This window comes from Roseobacter sp. (assembly GCF_045106495.1).
Lineage (GTDB): Bacteria > Pseudomonadota > Alphaproteobacteria > Rhodobacterales > Rhodobacteraceae > Roseobacter.
Genome location: NZ_JBGCEQ010000020.1, coordinates 118,578 through 141,260 on the forward strand (window position 1 = coordinate 118,578; position 22,683 = coordinate 141,260).

Annotated in this window: 19 protein-coding genes; 11 read left to right on the top strand and 8 right to left on the bottom strand. The window is 57.0% G+C overall.

All coding sequences use genetic code 11. From position 1 onward, the window contains the following. The first annotated feature begins 76 nt into the window (after positions 1–76). Genes AB8B75_RS13855 through AB8B75_RS13880 form a run of 6 tightly spaced genes read left to right on the top strand, consistent with a single transcriptional unit; the run spans position 77 to position 7,945 of the window. Entirely contained in the window at positions 77–2,176 is a 2,100-nt protein-coding gene (locus tag AB8B75_RS13855; protein WP_405363082.1) for a hydantoinase/oxoprolinase family protein, read from the top strand. Next, entirely contained in the window at positions 2,173–3,822 is a 1,650-nt protein-coding gene (locus AB8B75_RS13860; protein WP_405363084.1) for a hydantoinase B/oxoprolinase family protein, read from the top strand. Before AB8B75_RS13855 ends, AB8B75_RS13860 begins: the two co-directional genes overlap by 4 nt. After that, entirely contained in the window at positions 3,819–4,901 is a 1,083-nt protein-coding gene (locus AB8B75_RS13865; RefSeq protein WP_405363085.1) for a pyridoxal phosphate-dependent aminotransferase, read from the top strand. Before AB8B75_RS13860 ends, AB8B75_RS13865 begins: the two co-directional genes overlap by 4 nt. Then, a complete protein-coding gene (locus AB8B75_RS13870; RefSeq protein ID WP_405363086.1) occupies positions 4,898–5,641 on the top strand; it encodes an Asp/Glu racemase in 744 nt (247 codons plus the stop codon). Before AB8B75_RS13865 ends, AB8B75_RS13870 begins: the two co-directional genes overlap by 4 nt. Continuing rightward, positions 5,638–6,984 (top strand): MmgE/PrpD family protein, encoded by a 1,347-nt coding sequence (locus tag AB8B75_RS13875; RefSeq protein ID WP_405363087.1) that lies wholly within the window; start codon positions 5,638–5,640, stop codon positions 6,982–6,984. Before AB8B75_RS13870 ends, AB8B75_RS13875 begins: the two co-directional genes overlap by 4 nt. Further along, positions 6,977–7,945 (top strand): D-2-hydroxyacid dehydrogenase, encoded by a 969-nt coding sequence (locus AB8B75_RS13880; RefSeq protein ID WP_405363088.1) that lies wholly within the window; start codon positions 6,977–6,979, stop codon positions 7,943–7,945. The genes AB8B75_RS13875 and AB8B75_RS13880 overlap by 8 nt, the downstream gene beginning before the upstream one ends. A gap of 324 nt (positions 7,946–8,269) precedes the next feature. Here AB8B75_RS13880 and AB8B75_RS13885 read toward each other — a convergent pair whose 3' ends face one another. The 3 genes from AB8B75_RS13885 to AB8B75_RS13895 all read right to left on the bottom strand — a co-directional run bounded on the left by AB8B75_RS13885 (position 8,270) and on the right by AB8B75_RS13895 (position 12,725). After that, positions 8,270–9,763: an amidohydrolase family protein gene (locus tag AB8B75_RS13885; RefSeq protein WP_405363090.1), complete on the bottom strand. Its 1,494-nt coding sequence runs from the start codon at positions 9,761–9,763 to the stop codon at positions 8,270–8,272. An 852-nt stretch (positions 9,764–10,615) separates the two neighbouring features. Continuing rightward, complete coding sequence (locus AB8B75_RS13890) at positions 10,616–11,611, bottom strand: carbohydrate kinase family protein (protein ID WP_405363091.1); 996 nt, start codon at positions 11,609–11,611, stop codon at positions 10,616–10,618. A gap of 1 nt (position 11,612) precedes the next feature. Next, on the bottom strand, positions 11,613–12,725 hold the full coding sequence (locus tag AB8B75_RS13895) for an SIS domain-containing protein (RefSeq protein ID WP_405363093.1): 1,113 nt from the start codon (positions 12,723–12,725) through the stop codon (positions 11,613–11,615). 118 nt (positions 12,726–12,843) lie between these two features. Here AB8B75_RS13895 and AB8B75_RS13900 point away from each other — a divergent pair, with 118 nt between their 5' ends. The 5 genes from AB8B75_RS13900 to AB8B75_RS13920 all read left to right on the top strand — a co-directional run bounded on the left by AB8B75_RS13900 (position 12,844) and on the right by AB8B75_RS13920 (position 17,686). Next, a complete protein-coding gene (locus tag AB8B75_RS13900; protein WP_405363094.1) occupies positions 12,844–13,644 on the top strand; it encodes a DeoR/GlpR family DNA-binding transcription regulator in 801 nt (266 codons plus the stop codon). Between the two features lie 175 nt (positions 13,645–13,819). Next, a complete protein-coding gene (locus tag AB8B75_RS13905) occupies positions 13,820–14,866 on the top strand; it encodes a PotD/PotF family extracellular solute-binding protein (protein WP_405363095.1) in 1,047 nt (348 codons plus the stop codon). Then, entirely contained in the window at positions 14,863–15,942 is a 1,080-nt protein-coding gene (locus AB8B75_RS13910; protein ID WP_405363097.1) for an ABC transporter ATP-binding protein, read from the top strand. Before AB8B75_RS13905 ends, AB8B75_RS13910 begins: the two co-directional genes overlap by 4 nt. Further along, positions 15,942–16,874, top strand: a complete 933-nt coding sequence (locus tag AB8B75_RS13915) for an ABC transporter permease (RefSeq protein ID WP_405363099.1) — start codon at positions 15,942–15,944, stop codon at positions 16,872–16,874. The genes AB8B75_RS13910 and AB8B75_RS13915 overlap by 1 nt, the downstream gene beginning before the upstream one ends. Next, entirely contained in the window at positions 16,871–17,686 is an 816-nt protein-coding gene (locus AB8B75_RS13920; RefSeq protein WP_405363101.1) for an ABC transporter permease, read from the top strand. Before AB8B75_RS13915 ends, AB8B75_RS13920 begins: the two co-directional genes overlap by 4 nt. A 74-nt stretch (positions 17,687–17,760) precedes the next feature. On the opposite strand, the gene AB8B75_RS13925 is transcribed toward AB8B75_RS13920, so the two are convergent. The 5 genes from AB8B75_RS13925 to AB8B75_RS13945 are packed head-to-tail and all read right to left on the bottom strand — an operon-like array spanning position 17,761 to position 22,648. After that, the gene (locus tag AB8B75_RS13925; protein ID WP_405363103.1) at positions 17,761–18,627 is read right to left on the bottom strand and encodes a polysaccharide deacetylase family protein; all 867 of its coding nucleotides are present in this window, start codon (positions 18,625–18,627) and stop codon (positions 17,761–17,763) included. Next, a complete protein-coding gene (locus AB8B75_RS13930; protein WP_405363105.1) occupies positions 18,624–20,135 on the bottom strand; it encodes an amidohydrolase family protein in 1,512 nt (503 codons plus the stop codon). The genes AB8B75_RS13925 and AB8B75_RS13930 overlap by 4 nt, the downstream gene beginning before the upstream one ends. Further along, positions 20,132–20,854, bottom strand: a complete 723-nt coding sequence (locus AB8B75_RS13935; protein WP_405363107.1) for an aspartate/glutamate racemase family protein — start codon at positions 20,852–20,854, stop codon at positions 20,132–20,134. The genes AB8B75_RS13930 and AB8B75_RS13935 overlap by 4 nt, the downstream gene beginning before the upstream one ends. After that, on the bottom strand, positions 20,851–22,131 hold the full coding sequence (locus AB8B75_RS13940; RefSeq protein ID WP_405363109.1) for a TRAP transporter large permease: 1,281 nt from the start codon (positions 22,129–22,131) through the stop codon (positions 20,851–20,853). Before AB8B75_RS13940 ends, AB8B75_RS13935 begins: the two co-directional genes overlap by 4 nt. Then, complete coding sequence (locus AB8B75_RS13945; protein WP_405363111.1) at positions 22,118–22,648, bottom strand: TRAP transporter small permease; 531 nt, start codon at positions 22,646–22,648, stop codon at positions 22,118–22,120. The genes AB8B75_RS13940 and AB8B75_RS13945 overlap by 14 nt, the downstream gene beginning before the upstream one ends. Positions 22,649–22,683: the final 35 nt, after the last annotated feature.

The window sequence follows — 22,683 nt, forward strand, 5'->3', positions numbered from 1 at the left end:
GCGTTTATTTCGCTTTGATCTTGCCGCTCCGGATTTTCGGAAAACTTCTCACATATATAGCTAGTGGCTCCTCCGCATGCGTGACAAAAACGGACTTCGTCTGGCCATCGATATCGGCGGAACGTTCACCGACACCGTCCTGATGGGGGCTCAGGGGCAAATTCTTGCCACGACCAAGACGTCAACCACTCCCAATAACCCAACTGTCGGGGCGCTTGAAGGCGCGCGCCGCGTGCTTGTTGAAGCCGGCGCGACTTGGTCGCACATCAACGGCTTTATCCACGGCACCACATTGGCCACGAATGCGCTGATCGAGAGGCGCGGGGCGACGGTGGCGACCGTTACCAATGACGGATTTCGCGACATTCTCGAAATTGCCTACGAGCGCCGCTACAGCCAGTATGACATCAACTTGGTTAAACCGGATCTGATCGTCCCGCGCGAGCGCGCTTTTACCATACGTGGACGTATTGATGCGCACGGGCAGGAATTGGAGCCGTTTGACCAGACCTCTGTGGACCGATTGATCGCCGAACTGTCAGACTGTGGTGCCGCGGCAGTGGCGATATGCCTGTTGCATGCCTACGCGAATCCCGCACATGAGTTAAAGTTGAGAACCCTTGTGAAGGCAGCTCTTCCGGAGCTAGATATCTCGCTTTCACATGAAGTCAGCCCCGAAGCGCGGGAATTCGACCGGCTTTCGACCACCATTGCCAACGCCTATATCCAGCCGCTGATGGCCCGCTATCTAGCCGATTTTCAGGCACTCTTTGTCAGAGAAGGACTGACCTGCCCCATCCTGATGATGACCGCCGGCGGTGGGATGACCACCTTGGAAACTGCGGCGCTTCTCCCGATCCGGCTGGTGGAATCTGGTCCGGCCGGTGGTGCCATTCTGGCCGCACGCATCGCTGCTGAGACTGGTCAGACACACGTGCTTTCCTTCGATATGGGCGGCACCACAGCCAAGCTTTGCCTGATCGACCACTTCCGCCCACAAAAAGCCCGCAAGTTTGAAATTGCTCGGGCAGCGCGCTTTATCAAAGGCTCGGGCATGCCCGTTCGCATTCCGGTAATCGAGATGATCGAGATCGGTGCGGGTGGTGGCTCAATCGCTCATGTAGATCGATTGGAGCGTTTGCAGGTTGGTCCGGAAAGCGCAGGTTCTGAACCCGGGCCTGCAGCCTTTGCCAAAGGCGGGACAGAGCCCACCGTGACCGACGCCGATGTGGTACAAGGGCTGATCGAACCCGGGCGCTTTGCGGAAGGGCGGCTTCAAATCGATATGTTAGCCGCGAAAAAGGCGCTTACCTCCGGAGTTGGAAAGCCCTTGAACCTGGATGCAGCGGAAGCTGCATTTGGCATTAGTGAAATCGTCGACGAGAACATGGCCGGCGCGGGTCGGATGCATGCCGTGGAATCAGGCAAGGATCTGAGTACGCGGGTGATGATTGCTTTTGGCGGCAATGGCCCCCTGCATGCCACACGGGTCGCAAGACGTGCACAAATCGACCACATCCTGATCCCCCGTAATCCCGGCGTCGGCTCGGCCGTGGGTTTCCTTTATGCGCCGGTCTCCTTTGAGATCATCCGCTCGCGGTACGCGACCCTGGAATCCTTGGATGTGGCTGGGCTAAACAACTTCTTGGACGAGATGATCATTGAGGCCCAGAGTGTAGTACGCGCGGGTGCACCTGATGGGCGACTGATCCAACGGCGCAAGGCTTTCATGCGCTATCATGGACAAGGTCACGAGATCGAAGTGCCGCTACCTGATCGCGCTATACAGGAGGCGGATATTCTGGACCTGCGACATGCCTTCGAAGAAGAATACAGAAGCCAATTCAGTCGCGCAGTACCAGGGATGAAAATTGAAGTTCTGAATTGGGCACTGGAGGTGTCCACCGAACCGCAAGCACTGGAACACTATCCGGACGCCCGGAACACACGGCGCGCGCAGCACAATGCACAGCGGCGCATTCTGTGCGAAGTGACCGGAACATGGCGCGCCGCAAACATCTTTGATCGCGCGGCGCTCGTACCCGGCGACGTGCTCGACGGCCCTGCCCTGATCATTGAGCCGCAAACCACCACATTTGTCAGCGCCGATTTCTCGGCTCATGTGGACGTCGGCAATAACATCTGGCTGACTCGCAACGGGGAGAGACGCCCATGAGGACAACCGACACCCGCATTCAGGTCATGTGGAACCGGCTTTTGGCCGTGGTCGAAGAACAAGGTCAAGCGTTGATCCGTGCTGCGTTCAGCCCGATTGTACGGGAATGCGGCGATATTTCTGCTGGCATCTTTGATGTGCGGGGCCGCATGCTGGCCCAAGCGGTGACCGGCACGCCCGGCCATATCAACACGATGGCTGAGGCGGTCAAAACTCTTTGCGCACGCTTTGCTCTGGGAGACATGAAACCCGGCGACATTTACCTGACCAACGATCCATGGATCGCCTCGGGGCATCTGAATGACTTCCTCTTGATGATGCCGGTATTCTTCAAAGACCATGTGATTGGCTTTACATCCTGCACTTCGCATCTGGTTGATCTTGGTGGGCTTGGCATGGGTCCGGAAGGCGCGGATGTCTTTGACGAAGGGCTACTGATCCCGCCATGCAAATTGATGGATAGCGGCGCGCTCAACACGCTTTTGGTGGACATCATCAAAGCCAATTCTCGTGAACCGATTGCCAATGAGGGTGACATCTATGCGCTGCTCGCCTGTTGTGAAACGGGGGCTCGGCGGCTTGCTGACATGATGGCCGAATTTAATATCGACCATCTGGACGACCTGTCACACTATATCATCGACACTTCGTATCGCGGGACCGTTCAGGCAATTGCTGAACTGCCCAAGGGGACATGGCACAATGTGCTAAAGGTGGATGGGTATGAGAGAGAAATCGACCTGCACGCGGCTCTCACAATTGCCGAGGATCACGTCGCGATTGATTTCGAGGGCACGTCGGGCTTGTCCAACAAAGGCATTAATGTCCCGCTGAACTATGCCACTGCTTACACCGTCTTTGCGCTGCGCTGCATCATTGGGCCAGACATTCCCAACAATGCCGGATCACTCGCGCCCTTTCGCGTCACTGGGCCAAAGAACTGCATCCTGAATGCACAACGTCCTGCTCCGGTGGCCATGCGCCACACGCTTGGACAGATGACTCCTGATCTGGTCTATGGGTGCCTGTCTCAGGCGCTGCCGGATCTCGTGCCCGCGGAAGGCGCCTCGTGTATGTACGATCTACCACTGCGTCATGCACCCGAGGCAGTTGCAAATGGTCAAACACAATTCGCGTTGGAACTGGTTTTCAGCGGCGGCACGGGCGCGCGACCTGCTTTGGACGGGCTATCGGCCGTGGCATTTCCATCGGGTGTCTGGGGAAGTCAGGTCGAAACCACCGAAGCGGTCGCGCCAGTCTTGATCACGCGGCGCGAGCTCAAGCCCGACAGCGGAGGCCCCGGACGCATGCGTGGCGGGTTGGGCCAGCACATCGAAGTATGCTCTTCGGTAGACCAGGATTTCATAATGTTTCTCTCGGTTGAGAGGGTGCTGAACCCTGCGCACGGGCGGTTTGGCGGGAAGTCAGGTGCCGTCGGGCGCATTCGTATCGGACATGACGGCCTCGACCTGCCCGGCAAGGGCGAGGTTCGGGTTAAGGCAGGCGAAAAACTGGTTTTTGAGACCCCCGGCGGGGGCGGCTTTGGAGAACCGCGAGAGCGTGCCCGCGAGGATGTGCTGCGTGATCTGAAAGAAGGCCTGATCAGCCAAAAAGCCGCACGGGACCTTTATGGGTTTAAACCATGATCCGCTCCGTTTCGCACGTCGCCACCATGTCGCCCTATGCGCTGGCCCAATTGAACGCGCCTGAAGGCAAGCTCCTGATTTCGTTGGCTCAGAACGAAAGCTTGCGCCCGCCCAGCCCCTACGCGATCAAAGCCGCCGCCAAAGCGCTTGAGGAAGCGCATCTCTATCCCGATCCCGAATGGAAGAAATTGCGTGCGATCCTGTCAGATATCCACAAGGTTCCTGAGGAGAGCATACTGTGCGGTTCTGGGTCGATGCAGCTCATTCGTGTCCTAGCGCAAGCCTATAGCGATGAACAGAACGCGGTACTAGCACCCGCCCACGCTTACCCATTCTTCCAAACCGCTGCGCAAATGGCCCGGGCGCGTTTCGACATAGCCGCCGAAGAGAACGGGCAGGTTTCCATTGATGCCCTGGCTCGGGCGATCCGCCCTGACACGCGGATCGTTTTTGTCGCCAATCCAGGAAATCCTACCGGGACACGTATCCCGCGGGCGGAGCTTGTCCGCCTGCGAGAATGCCTGCCGCAGGATGTCCTGTTGGTGATCGATGAAGCATACGGCGAGTTCGCGGATCATCTAAGTGAGTCCATGTTCGACCTTGTTCAACGCGGCGACACCGTTGTTCTGCGCACCTTTTCCAAAGCCTATGGTCTGGCCGGGATGCGGGTGGGATGGGGCGTGTTCCCCTGTAAGATCGCGGCAGAAGTACGCAAGGTGATGACCCCCAACAATATCTCGCTCGCCGGTCAGGCTGCGGCAACGGCGGCGCTGACAGATCAGACTTACATGCGCCAGACGTGCGATCTCACTGTGGCCTCGCGAGATGGTTTTCGCGACAGGTTGCTCGAGGCCGGGTTCGATGTGCCCGAGAGTTACACTAATTTCGTATTGATCCGGATGCCAAACGCGGAGGCGGCGCGCCGCGTTGATCAAGCCCTGCGCGACAACGGCCTTTTCCTGCGCCCGCAAGGCGGTGCCGGCCTTGGCAATTGTCTACGTGCCACCATCGGAAACACGAATGACCTCGATACAGCAGCCAGGCTTTTAGAACGCTGGATCAGAAAGGAAAAACCATGACACCCTCGCGCGGACGCGCCCGCTTCGGCATTCTGGTGCCCTTTACCAATACCAACCTCGAACCTGACATGGCACTGTTGCAAGCCCAAGGCATCTCGATGCATTTTTCCCGGCTTGGTGGGTATGATCAGGACGAGATTCCCGATGCAGACCAAATGCATGGGTTGGGGGCCGCCGAACTGGATGAACCCTTGCGGCTTTTGCTGGGTGTCAGGCCGGATGTGATACTGTATGGTTGCACTTCGGCCACGCTCACCCATGGCCCGGCATTTGATCAGGATCTTGCGGCGCGGATCAAAGCGGAAAGTGGAGCCGAAACCGTGACGGCAGCTGGGGCTTTGGTCCATGCACTGCACATTTTGGGCATACACCGCATCGCCTTTGCATCCCCTTACGTGCCCGCGATCAACGATATGGCCGTTGGATTTCTGGAGCAATCCGGCGTTCAAACCGTAAGGCGATCTGAGGTATTAGAAACCTTGGACAATTACCAACAGGGAGAGCTGGACCCACAAGCTGTGTTTAACTTAGGAGTTGCCGCCGATCACCGGCAGGCGGATGCAATTGTTCTGTCCTGCACCGATATGCGCAGCGTTGAAACCATCGCCCGCCTTGAAGAAGCCGTCGGCAAGCCGGTGATCAGCTCAAACCAGGCGATGGCGTTTCAGGCTTTGCAACTTGCTGGCATCGGTGATCCTCTGCCGGGATATGGGCAACTTTTGGAAAGAGAACGGCTATGACTTTCGACCGGATCGCCGAATTTGTCTTAACCGCGCGGGACATTCCCGAAAGCGCGATGGAAATGGCCGCTTTGTTGTTGATGGATACAGTCGGCGTAGCCGCGGGGGCCGCGGGCATGGAAGCGGGACGAATCGCACGCGATCATGCCTTTAACTTCCACGCCGCCGGTGCCTCCGAACACGCAGCCCAGATGATATTTGACGGACGCCCGGCTTCAATCCCCGGTGCCGCCTTCGCTGCCGCTACAGGGATCGATAATCTCGATGCCCATGACGGCTACAACCCCACCAAGGGCCATATCGGTTGCGCCGTTGTCCCTGCCCTCTTCGCTTTCGCCGAAGCTCGCCCGGAGATGTCGGCGCGCGACGCAATATGTGCATTGGTCATGGCCTATGAAATTTCGGCGCGCGCAGGTATTGCCTTGCATGCTTCCGTAGCTGACTATCACACCTCAGGCGCTTGGAATGCGCTTGGCGTGGCGGCACTGGGCTGCCGTTTGCGCGCCGCAAGTCCCGACGCACTGCGTCAAGCGTTGGGCATTGCCGAGTATCACGGCCCGCGCAGCCAGATGATGCGCGAAATCGCCAACCCGACCATGCTGCATGACGGTTCGGGCATGGGGGCGTTGATCGGGTCCATGGCGGTGATGATGGCGCAAGCCGGGTTCACTGGCGCGCCGGCACTCACGGTTGAAGCAGACGATGCCGGCGCGCATTGGTCCGATCTGGACCACGTCTGGACGATTGAGCAGAACTACATCAAACCCTATCCAATATGCCGTTGGGCACATGCAGCACTAGATGCTTTGTCGGAACTCAAAGCCGCACACGGTTTTTCCCCTCAGGAAATTGCCACAATCGACGTACATGTATTCGCGCAGTCTGCAGCGCTTTTCTCAGGTATGCCCACAACCACGTCGCAGGCACAATATTCCCTGCATTTCGCGCTGGCCGCGCTGCTGGTGCATGGTCAGATTGGCCCCGTGCAAATCACCGGAGCTGGTCTGAGTGATCGCGAAGTCGCCGCTTTGCTACCGCGCATCGCGGTACAAGAAGAAGCCCGTCACAGCGAACGCTTTCCCGAGGGACGGTGGTCCGACGTCACCGTGACGCTGAAAGATGGCAGACAGCTTGCCTCAGGCGACGTGAATGCCCGCGGCGGGCCCGAAGCGCCGATGGGCAACGACGAGGTGGAGGCGAAGTTTCGCATGATGGCCGCCGCGCTTTCCGAGCAGCGCATCACGGCGCTGTGGCAAATGCACACTCGTCTCTTGTTGCCGGAAACGACGTTCGAAGACATTGCACAGCTCGTTCGTGCGCCAGTGGAAAACACCCATGGCTGACACCCCGCGCATCGTTTTGCATAACGATAATACTGCACCGCTGGCGCAATTCCTGCTTGCTGCTTTCCCAAAAGCGGATTTTCGCGAATGTAATAGCTATTCAGCACTTCCTGCCATCATCGAAAGCTACCAGCCTGAGATCGTCTATTCCGTTCGATTTGCAGGCACGCCAAGTTTTCCGCGTGCGGCACTGTTTGGCCACTCCGGTCCGCGTTGGATCGCCAATGGCGGCGCGGGAACCGACCATTTTGGAGATTGGGATACGGAAAAGGTCACTGTGACCAATGCAGCAGGTGTGGCTGCAGAAATGATGGCAGAATACGTCATGGGCGGTTTTTTACATTTTACTTTGGATGTACCGGGGCTCCAAATGGACAAGGCCGCGCGGGTTTGGAACGCGCGCACCGTTCGGCCGTTGTACGGTCAAACGCTTTTGATCATCGGGCTAGGACATACTGGCCAAGCGGTTGCGGCACGTGCCAAAGCTTTCGGGATGACTGTGCTGGGAACCCGCGCCCGCCCGCAAAGTATGGAACATGTCGATGAAGTACACGGCGCGAGCGATCTGCCCAATCTTCTTGCACGCGCGAATTTCATTGCCGTTTCGACACCGCTGACCCCGGCGACTCGCGGCTTGATCGGCACCGATGAGATCGCTGCAATGAAACCGGGCGTCATCATCGCAGATGTCTCACGCGGCGGTGTGGTGGATCAAACGGCCTTACATGCTGCGCTACAAACCAAGCATGTTGCTGCAGCGGCACTTGATGTATTCAAAATCGAGCCATTGCCTCCAACGGATCCGCTTTGGGATTTGGAAAACGTGATCATCTCGCCCCATTGTTCATCAGTTCATGAAGGCTGGGAAAAGGCGTCCTTCGATCTCTTCATCGAAAACCTTGGCCGCTGGATACGAGGTTCCGAACTGGTCAACGTTGTGGACCCGGTACGTGGATACTGATCCAATCGTTACGAAGTTTCGTTTGTAAGAGATCAAATTACTTTGTAGTCTTTGCGTCACGCGACAATCCAAAACCCACCTCAGTTTAGGCACTATGAACAACTGGATTGGCAGTGATCCAACTTTTTGTGGCGAGCCACAGCGAACCGGCAGTTGGAAAATGAATAGCTCCAACAAGATGATACGGCGGGTTGAAGGTGATCCAACGCGCCAACTCATTGTCTTTTGAGGGAGACTAAGATCGTCAACACTTTGCGCTTCGACTGTTGAGAACTTCTCCTGCTTGCGTTTGTCTTCACGCTAACGGTTTTTGCGAATCTCGCATTACAGCCAATCACGGTAGAAATCCCGCACCGGCTCAATGAGATTCTTTGCAAGACGTTTCAGAGATGCTTCAGCTTCGGTGTCGGGTCTATTGAGCGCACGCGAGATATCCTCAAAAACACTCTCCCGGTCGACACGCGGGAAATGGCCTTCGTGATAGACGGTTTCGCCTGCTACGATTACAGTCTCGACCGCTCCAGTTTTCGCACGCCGCAACAGAACATCCACCAATGGCATTGAAGGATCCTGCCAGGGCCGGGTAACGGCATCCCAGTCAAGCAGGACCACGTCGGCCGACAGACCTGGTGCGAGGCGTCCGATGCGACCGGCGAAAGGCGTCGTTGCGGCACCATGTTCGGTCGCCATACGGAGAATTTGAGAAGCCGATGGACTCGGTGCGCCATGTCCCGCAGCACGATGCAGGCTCAACGCAAGCCGCATCTCCTGCAACATGTCCCGATCATCATTGATTCCCGCTTCATCAATGCCAAGCGCCACCGGCACACCGCTGGCAATGAACGCATTGAGGTCAGCCACGCCGCTCTTCAACCTCAGATTCGACGAACAATTGTGGCACAGGCAGGCGCCGCGCTCGGCAAGAAGAGACAGATCTTCGTTGGTCATCCATACCCCATGCCCGATCGTTAATTGAGGTCCCACGAGCCCAAAGCGATCGACGTGCTCCAGCGCGGACCCTCCTGTTCTGCGAAAAGCGTACTCCTTCTGATAGGGAGTTTCGAGCAAGTGCATGTGAAGGGGCGCACCGGTTTCCGACGCCATTTGCGCCGCGCTTTCCAGCGCATAGTCTGACAACCAATGCAGGTTTGAAGGCGCGATTTGAATGCCGATCAGGTCATTGTCACACCAGTGTTCCTGCAGCCTATGAAAGACAGCAATCTGCTCGGCGAGCGGCAGGCCGAACCCAGCGAGATAGGCCGCAGTAGGCGCGCGTAAGGCCTGTGGTAACGCGGCGACAAAAACCTCGTCAGCATCGTAGATCATCCGGTTCTGATCGCGCAGCGCGAAGGAATAGGAGGCGCGCATGCCAACCTCGGCGTAAGCGTTTATGATGGCGTTGCTTCGCTGCAAGACGGCTTCGCTATCCCCGGGTGCCCTACTTTGAAGATGCTGAACTGTTGTGACCCCTGAAGCGATCATCTCGAAGGCCGAAAACAGGGTGTCAAGGCGCGGGTCGACATCTCGCATCGCGAGCCGTTCTGGAAACCAGAGTTCCAGAGGCTGATCCCGCGCACCAAGCTGAAAAGGTGTAAGGCCGACGTGGTGATGGCCGTTGATCAGCCCCGGAATGGCCACACGTCCATGACCGCCGACGATTTGCACATCGCGGTTTACTTGCGACAAATCGTTTCTGTCTCCAATTGCGACTATCCGTCCACAATCGACCAGAATTGCGGCATCGTTCGCGATCTCGGGCGATCCGTCCGCTGCGAAGCCACACACAATCTGATCGGCCACAATAAGCTTTTTATTCACATGTTGACCTCCTGATTACTCCGTCGAAAGACCCGTCTCAACTTATTAGTCCTTGCCAGGAAGATGCGGATTTGAGCCGACACATTAGGAACTGATGCTAACGCCTCAAACAGGGTGGAAGGTCACTAAGCGCCCTTCGGCACCTTCGCCATTGATCCTTCAAGTTGAAGCACACAATGCTGTCTTCACCCTCAAGAGTCCATCAATCAACGCGGCAAAAACACACGTCGCAACCTGGGTCGCTGTAACGGCTTCCGATAGGATGTGGCCGTCTACCAAAATAGCACCAAACGCGTCGTCCGTAGTCTATCGATTTTGGAAGCAATTCAAGTTCCAACGCCAACTGTCTTCACTAGACCTGCCGCAAAGTCTTGGGCTTTTTTAGTCAAAGTCCAAGAAGTTCGATGGTGAAAGTCTCAAGAAATTTTGCAGAGTTATTCTCGCTACGGGCCACACCGGACCACTCCTGCCCTGAACCCAATGCGCTCACTAAGTGCATTCCCTGCAGTGCAGGAATGCAACGCGCGCCGGTCGTAAACAGTAGGTTCAGAAAAAGTAACGTAGACTTCGGTAACAGTACTTTAGTGCAGACCAGATGGCCTACTCGTTTTAATCGACCCACCCACCCCTTCATTTTAGTCTTTTAAGGCTCCATTACTTCGGACCTGCTTGCTTGATCTGTCGGATTGAAGGCCAGCACGCCAGCGTCCGCAAAAGGAGGCCGTTAAAACGGCACATTCTCCACTCTGTACAGGCTTCTATCATACGACAAGGCGAAGTCCGACTGGTGTAACTTGCCAATGGCTGGAAGGTCGCCGCCTTAGGCCATCATAGGCATCACATTGCCTTCTACTAAAAATCAGATCGCATGGATGCCTTGTCCACAGGGAGAGGTCCGTCCGCGCCAAATGTGCGAACGATGCGCGAGGCCGAAATTGCGCCAAACCGTGCCGCCGCAACGGGATCGCCCATCTCTACCAATCCAGCAAGAAAACCACCGGAAAAACTATCTCCTGCACCGGTCGGGTCAACAGCATCGACGTTTTCGGCTGGAACCTCAACCGCTGTGCAGCCGCCGCGATCCCAAACGAGGACACCTTTCGGACCCAGCTTCACGGCAACGGCTCCTTGTGTCCACTGGGACAGTTCCGCAAGCGCGTGCGCGGGTGCGGCACCTGGTACAAGGGCCGCAAGCTCTACCTTACTTGGCAAAAACGCATCAAGCAGGTTTAGGATCGGGCTGATCTCGTCAAGGCTTCGGGCAGCAAGTTGCCAACCGGGATCGGCGGTGATTATCGGACCCGACCCGAAGTGTTCAAGCATTGCCAGCATGACATCGGGTTGGCTAGGAGCAAGATGAACACCGCGCACGCCGTTCCATGACTTCGGGATCTGCTCTGTCGTGAGAGGATGGCGGTCACGGAACTCAGAGTAGCCAATCTCCCCCTCGACATGTCGGCTTACGAGATGCCTACGCCACCGCGCGATCTCGTCCAAACTCAGCAGCTCTGTGGGAAATCCTGCCTCGCCAAGCGCTTCTGGCGGGCTGGTTAGCCCCTCGTCACGTTCTCCTGCCTCATCATAGATGAACCAACTACACGCCGCGAGCCGCTCAGGAAACCAGGCAACGCCGCTCAGATCCACGCCAGCGGCTTCGAGCCGCGAAAGCGTAGATCGCGGATAGCTCTCCACTGCCGCGCTCACGAGACCGACCTTGTCACACCACATTAAAGCGCCGACAGCAGAGTAAGCTCCATTGCCACCCGCCTGAGCCAGCGCCACCCTGCCTTCGGCGTTGACGACATTGTCGACTGTGAGCCCCCCGACCGTGACGAGCTCGGGGATCATTTCAGACGCCCAAACGCGGCGCACCAAGCCCGATGGCGTCGCGCTCGACAGCTAAATGGTAACCGTACAGGTGCAAAGGAATGCTGTAGATAATGGCCTTCACCTCTTCAGCAACATCCGGCAGATGCCAGGCGGTATCCGCAGCCTCTGCAATCTCAATCTCGCCCTCCGGGACAAGTGCCACACAAATACCGTCGCAAGCTTGGCTCATGATCGCGGTCTCGAGCGCGCGCGCATGACTTGCTCTATCAGCAGCAACAAGGAACAAGATGTCCCCCGCCTTTTGAGTACGGTAGTGATGGTATTCTTCCAGCGGGAATGCGTAGGCATGTATCGGCGCAAGCTCGCGCAGTTTGGCGGATCCAAATTCTGCAGACGCATGATAGGGTCCTGCGCCGGTCAAAAGCACGAGTTCCGCTCTGGCGAAAAGTTTTGCCGCCTCTTGTGCTGGTGTGTAGAACGCGTTTGAAACCTGATCCGCCTGATCCGGCAGCGCATCAAGTGCAGAGCGCAAGCCTGCGGCGTCCTTGCCACGCGCCTCCGCGATCGATGCGACAAGCGCGAGTTTGAGCGCCATCGCAGCCGTAGAAGACTGCGTAGGCCACCCGCCACGCGTTGCCTGAATATGAAGCGCACCGGGAAACTCTTCCATCAACGGTGATCCGAGCGTGTTCGACAGACCAATGGTGTAAGCACCGCGTTCAGCAGCGCCCTTCAACCCGTCAATAACAGGTTCGGTCTTGCCGGAAGAACTGAGTCCGATCACCACTGTGTCTGCGTCAATCACATCAAGCCCATAAGTCGCGAAGTCGAAAGCCTCGCAAGGTTCCGCGACGCAGCCAAGATGGTGCTCCATCGCGTGACGCACGCCGATACCTGAGATCCAGCTGTCGCCGCACCCCACCATTACAATCCGTCGGATGTCTCGCGTGGCCAGATCGGACGCAATCTGCACCAATGGCGCAACATTAGCGGCAAGTGTCGCGCGGATGGCCGCGCCCTGCGACATCATCTCTTTTTCTGTCAAAACCACCCGTCGAAACCGCTCTGGATCTCCTGGAGCATCGGAAGAAGACTCTCTGCGGATCTCTCTGATGCGCTGTTCTTTGTCCACGACAGTTCCATCCTTCCGGTTTTGGCGAAAAAATTTACGCCATTTAGCTGAGCCCTCGCCTGCCCTTTCGATATCTGTTATTCATAATCAAAACGCAAGTCGAATGAAAAGGGAAGTCGTGACCGAAACCTCAAACAGCCAGCATATTATTCCGCGTCATGAGGAAATTCTTGAAATTCTGACCAAAAACCGTGTCGTCGAAGTCGCGCAACTCTCCGACCAGCTCGGCGTCTCTGCGGTCACAATCCGCTCCGATCTAGATACGTTGGACCGCCGCCTTCTCTTGCGACGCATTCGCGGTGGCGCTACTTCTGTGCAACCAGCCCGCTTCGTTCGACCGCTAGACCTTCCAAGTCAGAGCTTTGGTGCCGAAAAGGGGCGCATCGGCGCAATGGCTGCACGCATGGTCCGCGATGGGGAAACGATCATTCTCGATGCCGGCACGACGACCAAGGCGATGGCCATCGCAATGCCGAAGGAGTTACGCGATGTTGTCGTGATCACCAGCAGCTTGGAAGTCGCCATTTCCCTCGAAGAACATCCCGGCGTCACAGTAATGCTGACCGGCGGCACCGTGAAGAAAACTGGTCGCAATCCTCTATCACGCTCTTTGATCCCGCCCTTTGCCGGGCTGTTGCTGGCACAGATCAATGCCGATTGCGCCTATTTGTGCTGCGCTGGCGTCGACGCGAACCACGGTTTTACCAACGCCCACTTCGAAGAAGTGGAAGTCAAACGCGCTATGCTGACTGCTTCGCGACGCGCCGTGATGCTCGGTGATCACGGGAAGATCGGCCATGTCGCCGTGGCCAAGATCGCTTCCATCGATGAAGTTGCAACACTGGTAACGGACAAAGGTGCCACGCTTTCCGACATCCAAAAACTGAAGGCCGAAGGAGTTGATGTAATATCGGCCTGATTTTCGAAGAGCCGCATTTTTCAGCGCCCACGCTTTCTCATTGAGCATTTCAGATCGCACCATGAGCTTTCGGAAAATTTTCTTTCACTATTTTTCGAAAGTCACGATATGTGTTAAGATCAAAATGAAATATCGCAATTTGCCCGACTGGGACGGGTTTTTTAGGGGAAAACTGATGAAGATTGACAGACGAACAGTGCTCGGTGGCCTTGCGGCAACGACAATGCTTTCGACTCCGGCCGTCTTGCGCGCGCAGAGCCGCGAGTTGGTCATGGTTGGCTACGGGAACGAATCTGACGCACCGCTCATTGCGGCGGGCGAGGAACTTGGCAAGCGCAATCCGGGCATCACGTTACGCGTGATCGGCGGGCTGTCCGCCGAGGCGCTGGCGCAGATCAAGGCCGCGCGCGGCAATTCGCCTTATGATCTCGCGGTCATGGGATCACCCGCCATTATCAATGCATTAGCCGAAGACGTTTTGGTCCCGCTTGATTTTTCGAAAATCCCGAATTCCGGCAACGTTGATCCGCGCTTTATGCCTTATGGCTATGAGACTGGTCAGCCGATCTGGTTCGAAGGCATCGGCATTGCTTATGATACGTCTAAGATTGAAACGCCGCCAACAACTTGGGAAGAGTTGTGGTCGGGAGACTTCAACGGGCGCATTGGGATGTGCCGCCCGCAATCGAACCTCGGTCTTGGCGTCCTCGCCGCGACGTGCGAAGCTTTTGGAATGCCCCAGGACGATATGTCATTCGCCCTCAAGAAGTGGGAAGAGCTCGATCCTCTGGTTGGCCGCAGCCCGCCGCTGCTACAGCAGATGATCGAACGTGGCGAAGTGGATCTCGCACCTCTTTGGCACGTCAATTCGGCACTGGCGGCGAACTCGGGATTGCCGATCGGCTATGCCAAGATCAAGGGCCCGGGGCCGCTGATGCTTCCTACCAACATTGTGCAATTCGTGAACACGGCAGAGGGAACCTCGGATCTGGTGCACGAGTTCGCCGACATCCTGCTGACCGAAAGCATTCAGACGATGGCAGGCAGTGCGCCGATCTATTTCGGCACCGTGGTCGAAGGCATTCCGGTGGCAGAGGAAGCGGCGCCCTACGTGCCGTCGACAACAGAAGAACTGTACAGCACCACATCGCTCGACTGGCCATCTTTTGCGCCTCTTCGGGGCGAAACCGTCGAGACGTTCGATCGTATGTTCGCAACATGATGCAAGGGCCGACTGGTCCTTCGACGCATGTTGTCTCTGCGGCCCCGGTGCTCAGCATTGGGGCCGTTAGCAAACGGTTCGGTACGACAACCGTGCTGGAAAATTGCTCGCTCGACGTTGCTGAAGGCGAGATCGTTACACTGCTCGGGCCGTCAGGCTGTGGCAAAACCACCCTGTTGCGTTGCATTGCCGGATTCTGGGACGCTGATGACGGCAAGATCGGTATCGACGGACAGGACATGGCGCCCGTTCCGGTCAATCGTCGGCCCGTGGGTGTCGTTTTCCAGAGCTACGCCCTTTTCCCACATATGACGGTCGCTCAGAACGTTGGCTATGCGCTTCGCATGCGCGGCACATCCAACCGCGAAGCTGACACGAAGGTCAATGAAGCACTCACCACCGTTTCCCTGACAGGATTCGAGAAACGCTATCCGGCGCAACTGTCCGGCGGTCAACAGCAACGGGTGGCTATTGCCCGCGTGCTGGTGATGGAGCCACGCGTGCTGCTGCTCGACGAACCATTTAACGCGCTGGACGCCAAGCTCCGCGGCGCAATGCAAGTGGAACTGCGCCAGCTTATCAAGGAGCTTGGACTAACTTCGATCTTCGTCACTCACGACCAGGAAGAAGCGCTGACGATGAGCGACCGAATTGCCGTGATGCGCGCGGGCAAGATCGAGCAGGTCGCCAGCCCTGACGAGATATTCGATCGCCCCGCCACAGCCTATGTTGCCGACTTTATTGGCACTTCGAACTTCTGGGATGCGCAGACTGGGAAAGGCCAGGTTCTTTTGCCTGATGGTCAGACCGTCGCCACTGATCTGAACGGACCGGTCTGCGTCATGGCCCGTCCCCACAACCTACGACTTGCGCGTGCTGAAGATGGTGATTGGACGGGCCGTGTCATGTTCCACCGCAACATCGGCCCTCTAATCGAGTACCATGTTGACATGGACAACGGCGAACAGATCCGAGTCGTCGCCATGCGTCAAGAACGGACGCGCCCTGTCTCAAATAATGCTGTGGTCAGCGTTTCCATCATTGATCCTGAGAACTGCGCGATTTACCCGGATTAATGTCTGAATTATCCCAATCTATGCCGATCTCGGCACCTGGTTTTGCTGAACGGATCGCAGACGCGCTTTTGTCGGGTCGCGGCATCTGGCCTGCGGTTCCGGCCATCCTGGTGCTGATGGTGGTTGCCGTGGTGCCTTTCGTCATACTGTTGTCTCTTGGCTTTTCCGATGTCGAGGTCGCAAGAGGTGACATTGTCAGCCAGACTTTTTCGCTCACGCATTTGACGAATGCGCTGTCCGATCCGCTTTACTGGATCACGTTTCAGCGTTCCCTAAACCTTGCGGTGACAACAACAGCGCTTTGTGTTCTCTTAGGGTATCCGGTTGCCTATCTTTTTCTGATCGGCGGCAAATGGACGAAACGTTTAATCCTTATTTTGACCATCGCGCCCCTTCTGACCAGTGGGATCGTTCGCACCTATGCATGGCTGGTGATCCTCGGCGGGCGCGGGGTGGTTAACCAGACGCTGATCGGCATGGGGTTGATCGATCAGCCCCTTCGGATCATGAACACGCACTGGGCGGTACTGATCGGCATGGTCCAGATCCATTTGCCGGTGATGATCCTGCCATTAATCGCCGTGATGAGCCGCCATGATGGTCGGATAATTGAAGCAGCCGAAAACTTAGGTGCCACTCGGCTTGGTACACTCAGAACGGTCATCTTACCCCTGAGTGTCCCGGGTATCGGGACCGGAGCAGCTCTGGTGTTTACGCTGAGTTACACGACATTTGTCGTGCCACAGCTTCTGGGCGGAGGCAATTATCTCAACGCGGCAACGATGATTTATGAACAGGTTGTGTTCTCGTTGGAATGGAGCAAAGGCTCGGTTAGTTCCCTTCTGCTGATGTCTTCCTGCCTTATTGTGCTGGTTTCGATCGCTCTGGTGACCAACCACTTCGCCCGCTGGACAAAAAGGGGCGACACATGAGGTCCCTTCGTCAAATGTCGATTTGGGACGTGCTTGGCATCGGGCTGATCCTGGCTGTTGCTGTATTCTCGCTTATTCTACTCGTCGCTCCTTCAATAATTGTGGTGATCATCTCATTCGACACGCGCGCCTATGTCAGCTTCCCGCCCGAAGGGTTTACTTTGCGCTGGTACGCGGAAGTCTTCAAACAAGACAAACTGGTCGAGGCGATGTTAAACAGTCTGCAGGTCGGCGTAACAGTTACTATTCTTTGCATCGCACTGGGTGTGCCGACGGCGCTCGCCTGTGTCCGAGGGCGTTTCCGCGGGAAGACCGCTCTTTCAGTCTTCGTTATCGTGCCGCATATGGTGCCGGGCATTGTTCTCGGCGTGGCGGTGCTATTTGCAGGTGCGCTGATCGGTGTCTCCCCGTCGATCTGGCTCCAGTCGATCTCAATCACCGTTTTTATTCTCGCCGTCATGGTCAGAACTGTTCAAAGCCGACTGATGCGCCTTGATCCAGCACTGGAAGAGGCCGCCGCGAACCTGCGCGCGACCGCCTTTCAAAGCCTTCGAACCGTGACGTTCCCGCTTCTAATGCCAGCTATCCTGGCCGGTGCCGTTTTCACTTTTGTCGAGGGTTTTGACAATCTATCCGTTGCAATTTTTACCCATGGTTTCCGCGACCGGCCTCTCCCCGTGGAACTTCTTTCGCTGGTGCAATTCACCTCTTCCCCGCTTGTCGCCGCTGTCTCAGGGGTACAGATCGTACTGGCTATTGTGGCACTTGTACTGGTTTCGATCTCAATCGGACTGGATAACGTAAATGAATAGAACGAGCGTGACACCAGATGCAAAATCGCGGCAAGCTTAGAAGTCCACATTTTGGTAGAGGTAAAGCTGTCTTCTCAGCGCAAGCCCAAACGCGGCTCGGTAAGAACAGCGGCGTGTATTTCCGACGGTGTTGTTACCCAAACGCCCTGCATGCTCGCAATTTTTGCCAAAGCAGCGATCACAGGACGTTTTCGCCATGGCTGACCTGAAATGAAACTGTGCAGCACAACGCTCATGACTACCGGCGTCTTGCTCTCCGCCAATTCCCGGGTCTCATCCAGCAAGGCCTTGGCAAACGCTCGGGGATCCATATGGCGCCCGACCATCGTTGTACTATCATTCAACTCGGCTGCGTAAGGAATGGCGAGCAACCGCCCTGCACCGGTCTCCAACCATACGGGTTGATCATCCAATCGCAGATCCAGAAGGTAGCTATATCCAGCAGATGCGAGGCTATGCAGGGAAGTGGGCGTATGCGCCAGCCATGGGCTCGACCATCCTTGTGGGGCCTTTCCCTCCATAGCGGCAATGCGGCCCCGGACGTCAGCCACATACCTGGCTTCAGTCTGTTCCGGCAAATTGGCAAGACTGTCAGAGTTGGATTTGCCATGTGCCACGATCTCGGCACCGGCGGCACGGGCGGCAGCGATGACGGCAGGAGCCTCATCGTAAAGGTCTGAATTCAACAAGACGGTCGGACGGATGCCAATGCCCGCTAAGCCATCAAAAAGACGGAAGGCCCCAACTCGGTTGCCATAGTCGCGCCAGGCAGTGTTCACCAGATCCGGAGCGGCGCCGCGCGGCAGTATGTCTTCTGTCATCCCTGCGTCGTGTCGATAGCTCTCGACACCCACAGCGACCCACAGCGCCACTCTGGCTCCGTTTGGCCACAGGCCGTTCAATCGATCCGGTTTTGCGGAGTAAGTCCAGGGTAATGTCATCCCAGCCCTTCCTGCATTTTGCGCGTCAACCCTACATCGACCGTGCTGGCGCGATCATGCATCGCCCGGTAGATAGGCAGCAAGGAATAGACTTCATCGGCGGCGCGGCGCAGCGCCGGAGCCATCTCGGAAAATACCTCGCGCGCCTCTTCCAACAAGGCTGCCTCATCAAGGCTCACGACCTGCCCGTCAAGCGCCACGACACGCCCTGCAACCATGGTGAGGTGGACGGATGTTCCCTGCTCCACATGGACCAGTTGACGTAGCAGATCATTCATCGGCAAAAAGGCCAATGACGACAAATCAACAAGGATCAGGTCTGCGGGCGCTCCAACGGCCAATGTGCCCAATTGGGGTCGGCGCATCGCGCGACCGCCGCCTTCGGTTGCAGCACGCAAGACCTCTCGCGCAGAAGGCCAGATGTCGGAATCATCGCCTGACAAAGTATGGATCATGCCAGCTGTCTTCATCACCGACCAAAGGTTCACGGCGTCATCAGCAATGGCCTCGTCGACACCCAGCGACACGCTGATACCGCGATCCAGCATTTCTCGTAGCGGCATGACGCCAGACCCAAGCCGCAGATTGCTGATCGGGTTATGCGCGACATTGGCACCAGTCTTGGCGATCAGGTCCAGATCGTCCGCATCGACCCAGATCGCGTGGATCACCTGCATGCGCTCGGATAGCAGACCAAGGTCGTGGGTGTAACGCACCAGCGACCGGCCTCCGAATTTTTCGTGACCCAGCACGCGCTGGAGCTTCGTCTCCAACATATGTGCAAGTATAGGGAGGTCATGCGTGCGGCTAAGATCGTCCAACGCGGCAAAGTATTCGGGGCTGACGCGCTGCGGCGCGGAGCAGCTGACGGCGGCACCAATGCGACCCGATTCTGCGCCATGCCATCGACTGATGAGATGATCATAGAGCGCCAGAAGATCCCCTGACTGAAGCCTTGGTCGCCCTGCGAGCTCTGCGTGAAATCGCTCAGGTGCCAGTTCTTTAAGAAACGGTAACTTCTCGAATTCCGACAGTTCCGGTTGGTCCAGCGACAGTGTCGCCCGGATGCCGCTGTCTACATAGGCTTGCGCGACCGCATCGATGATTTCAACCGTGGGCTCGGGTATGAAGAAACAATCGTCCATGACCGAGGTGGTCCCCGCTCGTAACATCTCAATACAACCGAGCATGGTCCGCAGGTAGGCTTGCCGCGGCGTCGGGCGCAAGGTCTCCAATGCAGGGCTTTCAAACAGCATGAAAAGCTCAAGTGGCAGGCAAGGCAGTCGCCCTTTCATGTGGTTCACTGAAGAATGGAAATGTGCGTTGACCAGACCGGGCATCAGCAGCCCGCCCTTGCCGCCGATCACACGGACACCCGGTGCCACGTCGAGGTCGCGACCGATGCTGGCAATACGACCGTCCTCTACCAGAAGGTCGCAGGTTGTTGTCATCCCATCCGGATGATCGAAGTCCAGAAGGTGGACATTGCGGAACAGGGCCGCGCTCATTGGCTCTTTCCGGCAATCAGGGCGGCAAGAGACGGTGGCAGACCCACGGTTTCCGCAACAGGCTTCTTGCGCGGTGGCGGTTCGTCGAAGGTCTCAATCCGTTCCAGACAAAGCCGCACCGCAGCTGCTCCGTCGCTGACTGGAATGGCGGCTTGAGGAAACAAGCGCCCGGCCATCCCAACGACGGCTGTTCCGAGGAGTAACGCTCTCTCGGCGCCCGCCTCGGCCAAGCGGGCAATGGCATCTAGCACCGACGTGTCCCTCGCCTTGGCGTCAAGATAATCCGCGCGCGACGCAAACTCCACGACCTCCCAGGCGACCGGCGTACGTCCATAGCCATACAGCAGACGGCTATAAAGCGGCTGGCTTGTTGCGCCGAAACAGATCGCACCCAAGGGTGCATCACCCGCGTGCAAGAGCGCCGCTTCGGTCACACCGACCACAGGCACAGGCAGCAGTTCCGATAGAGCACGTAGGCCAGTGTCGAACGAAATCGCAAGGATCACCCCATCTACTCCGCCCGCATGCTCCGCCGCCAGCTGAAGTGCTGCGTGGGCAGCGATGATGTTTTCCGCTTCACTAGTGACGATACGGGCCCCAAAAGTCCCGGTGACACCGTCAACAGTTACGCTGGTAGGAACGATCCGACGCGCCTCGGACACAAAGGTCGCCGTGACCTCGGGCGAGGTATTGGGATTGATCGCAAGAAGGCGTGTCATATGAGGATGCCGGGGAAGATCGTGATCAGCGCCACAACGCCAAGGATGCATAGGCAGAACGGCAATACACCGACTATGACGGTGCTCACGTCACCACGACCGCGCACCGATTGGGTTACATAGAGGTTCATGCCAACAGGCGGGGTAATCAATGCCAACTCGCACATCAACACGAGGAAGATGCCAAACCATATGCTATCGTACCCGATCAGGGTGACGATGGGTAGGATTATAGGAATCGTCGCGATCATCATCGCCAGCGCGTCCAGAAAGCAACCCAGCACCATGTAGAGCACGACAAGTAACAGGATCATGGTGACCGGTTGTACGTCAAAGGACGACACAAACTGCGACACCTGCGCGGGTACGCCGAGCACGCCCAAAATGAAATTGAGGTAAAAGGCGGCGACAAGGATCAGCAAGGTCATGCCCGTGGTTGTCACAGATGACAGCATCGCCTCGCGCAGCATCGGCCAATTGAGCGTGCGGTAAAAGGCTGTCAGCGCAAAGGCTGCCATGACACCAACACCCGCGGCTTCGGTCGGCGTGGCAAAGCCCAAGTAAATAGACCCCATAATCAGAACAAAAATCAATACTGGCGGTACCAGATCCACAAGTCTCTGTCGACGCTCGGACCAGGCCGCCATTGGCTGCGACCGACCGGCGATAGTCGGATCGATCAGGCATGCAACAATGATCATCCCCATAAATGCACAGGCCAGCAATATCCCGGGTAGGATGCCCGCCGTGAAAAGCGCGCCAATGGACGTGTTCGTAATCGCCCCATAGATGATGAGGTTGATCGATGGTGGAATGAGAATGCCCAGCGTTGCGCCGGAGGCTACACTTCCGGCCACCCAAGCTTCGGCGTAGTTCTGGCGGCGAAAAGTGGGGAAGGCCACAGTTCCGATGGTCGCCGCTGTGGCAACAGAAGACCCCGAAATCGAGGCAAAGATCGTCGAGGCCGCGATATTGGTATGTAAAAGCCCGCCCGGAAGCGGTCGCGTCCAATCCGCGAGCGCGCGGTACATGCGCTCGGTGACGCCCCCGCGCACAAGGATCTCGCCCATGAAAACGAAAAGAGGGATCGCCACCAGAAGAAAATTATTCAGCGTGCCCCACATCATGGTGCCGAACGGCCGGATCATCGTATCGCCGAAGAAAACCCAAGCTCCCAAGACGGCCACCATGAATAGCGCTGTCGCAATGTGAAGCCCTATGAAGAGTAAAAAAAGCAAAAGCCCGAAGCCTAGTGCGGCGCCTTCAATCCCCAGCATTGCGCCGCTCCCTTTCGGGTTCGTCGACGTATTGCCCTACTTCCTCAGCGACCGAAGGGGAACCGTATGCGGCACTGACAGCGCCCCGGTCGAAAAGGTATAGCCAAATCGCATGTGCGGAGGTCAGGCAGCACGTCAGCGCAAAGAAAATCACCCCCGCCAACCATATCGACTGTGGCACCCAAAGCGGTGTCTGAAGTGGCGTGTTGGTGATCGCGCCAAAGCGCAGGGTTTTTTCCAACTCACCCCAGGCCTGCCAAGCCATGAAAACGGCAAAAGCTGCTATGCTGATCTGTGCCAGCACGTTCAGCATGTCACGCAGCATCTGGGGAAAGAACCGAAAGAACAGATCAATCCGGGGATGACCTCGGCGCATCAGGGTCAGCGCCATTCCCAAGGAGCCGACGAAGGCAAGGACGTACCCACCGATTTCGTCTGTGCCCTGAACGGAAACGCCAAAACCATCGCGACCGATTATATCGATGGTGATTAGAACCGCGAGCAACGCGATTGTCATGCCGGCGCCGAGGGCGAGCATCTCACTTGCACACT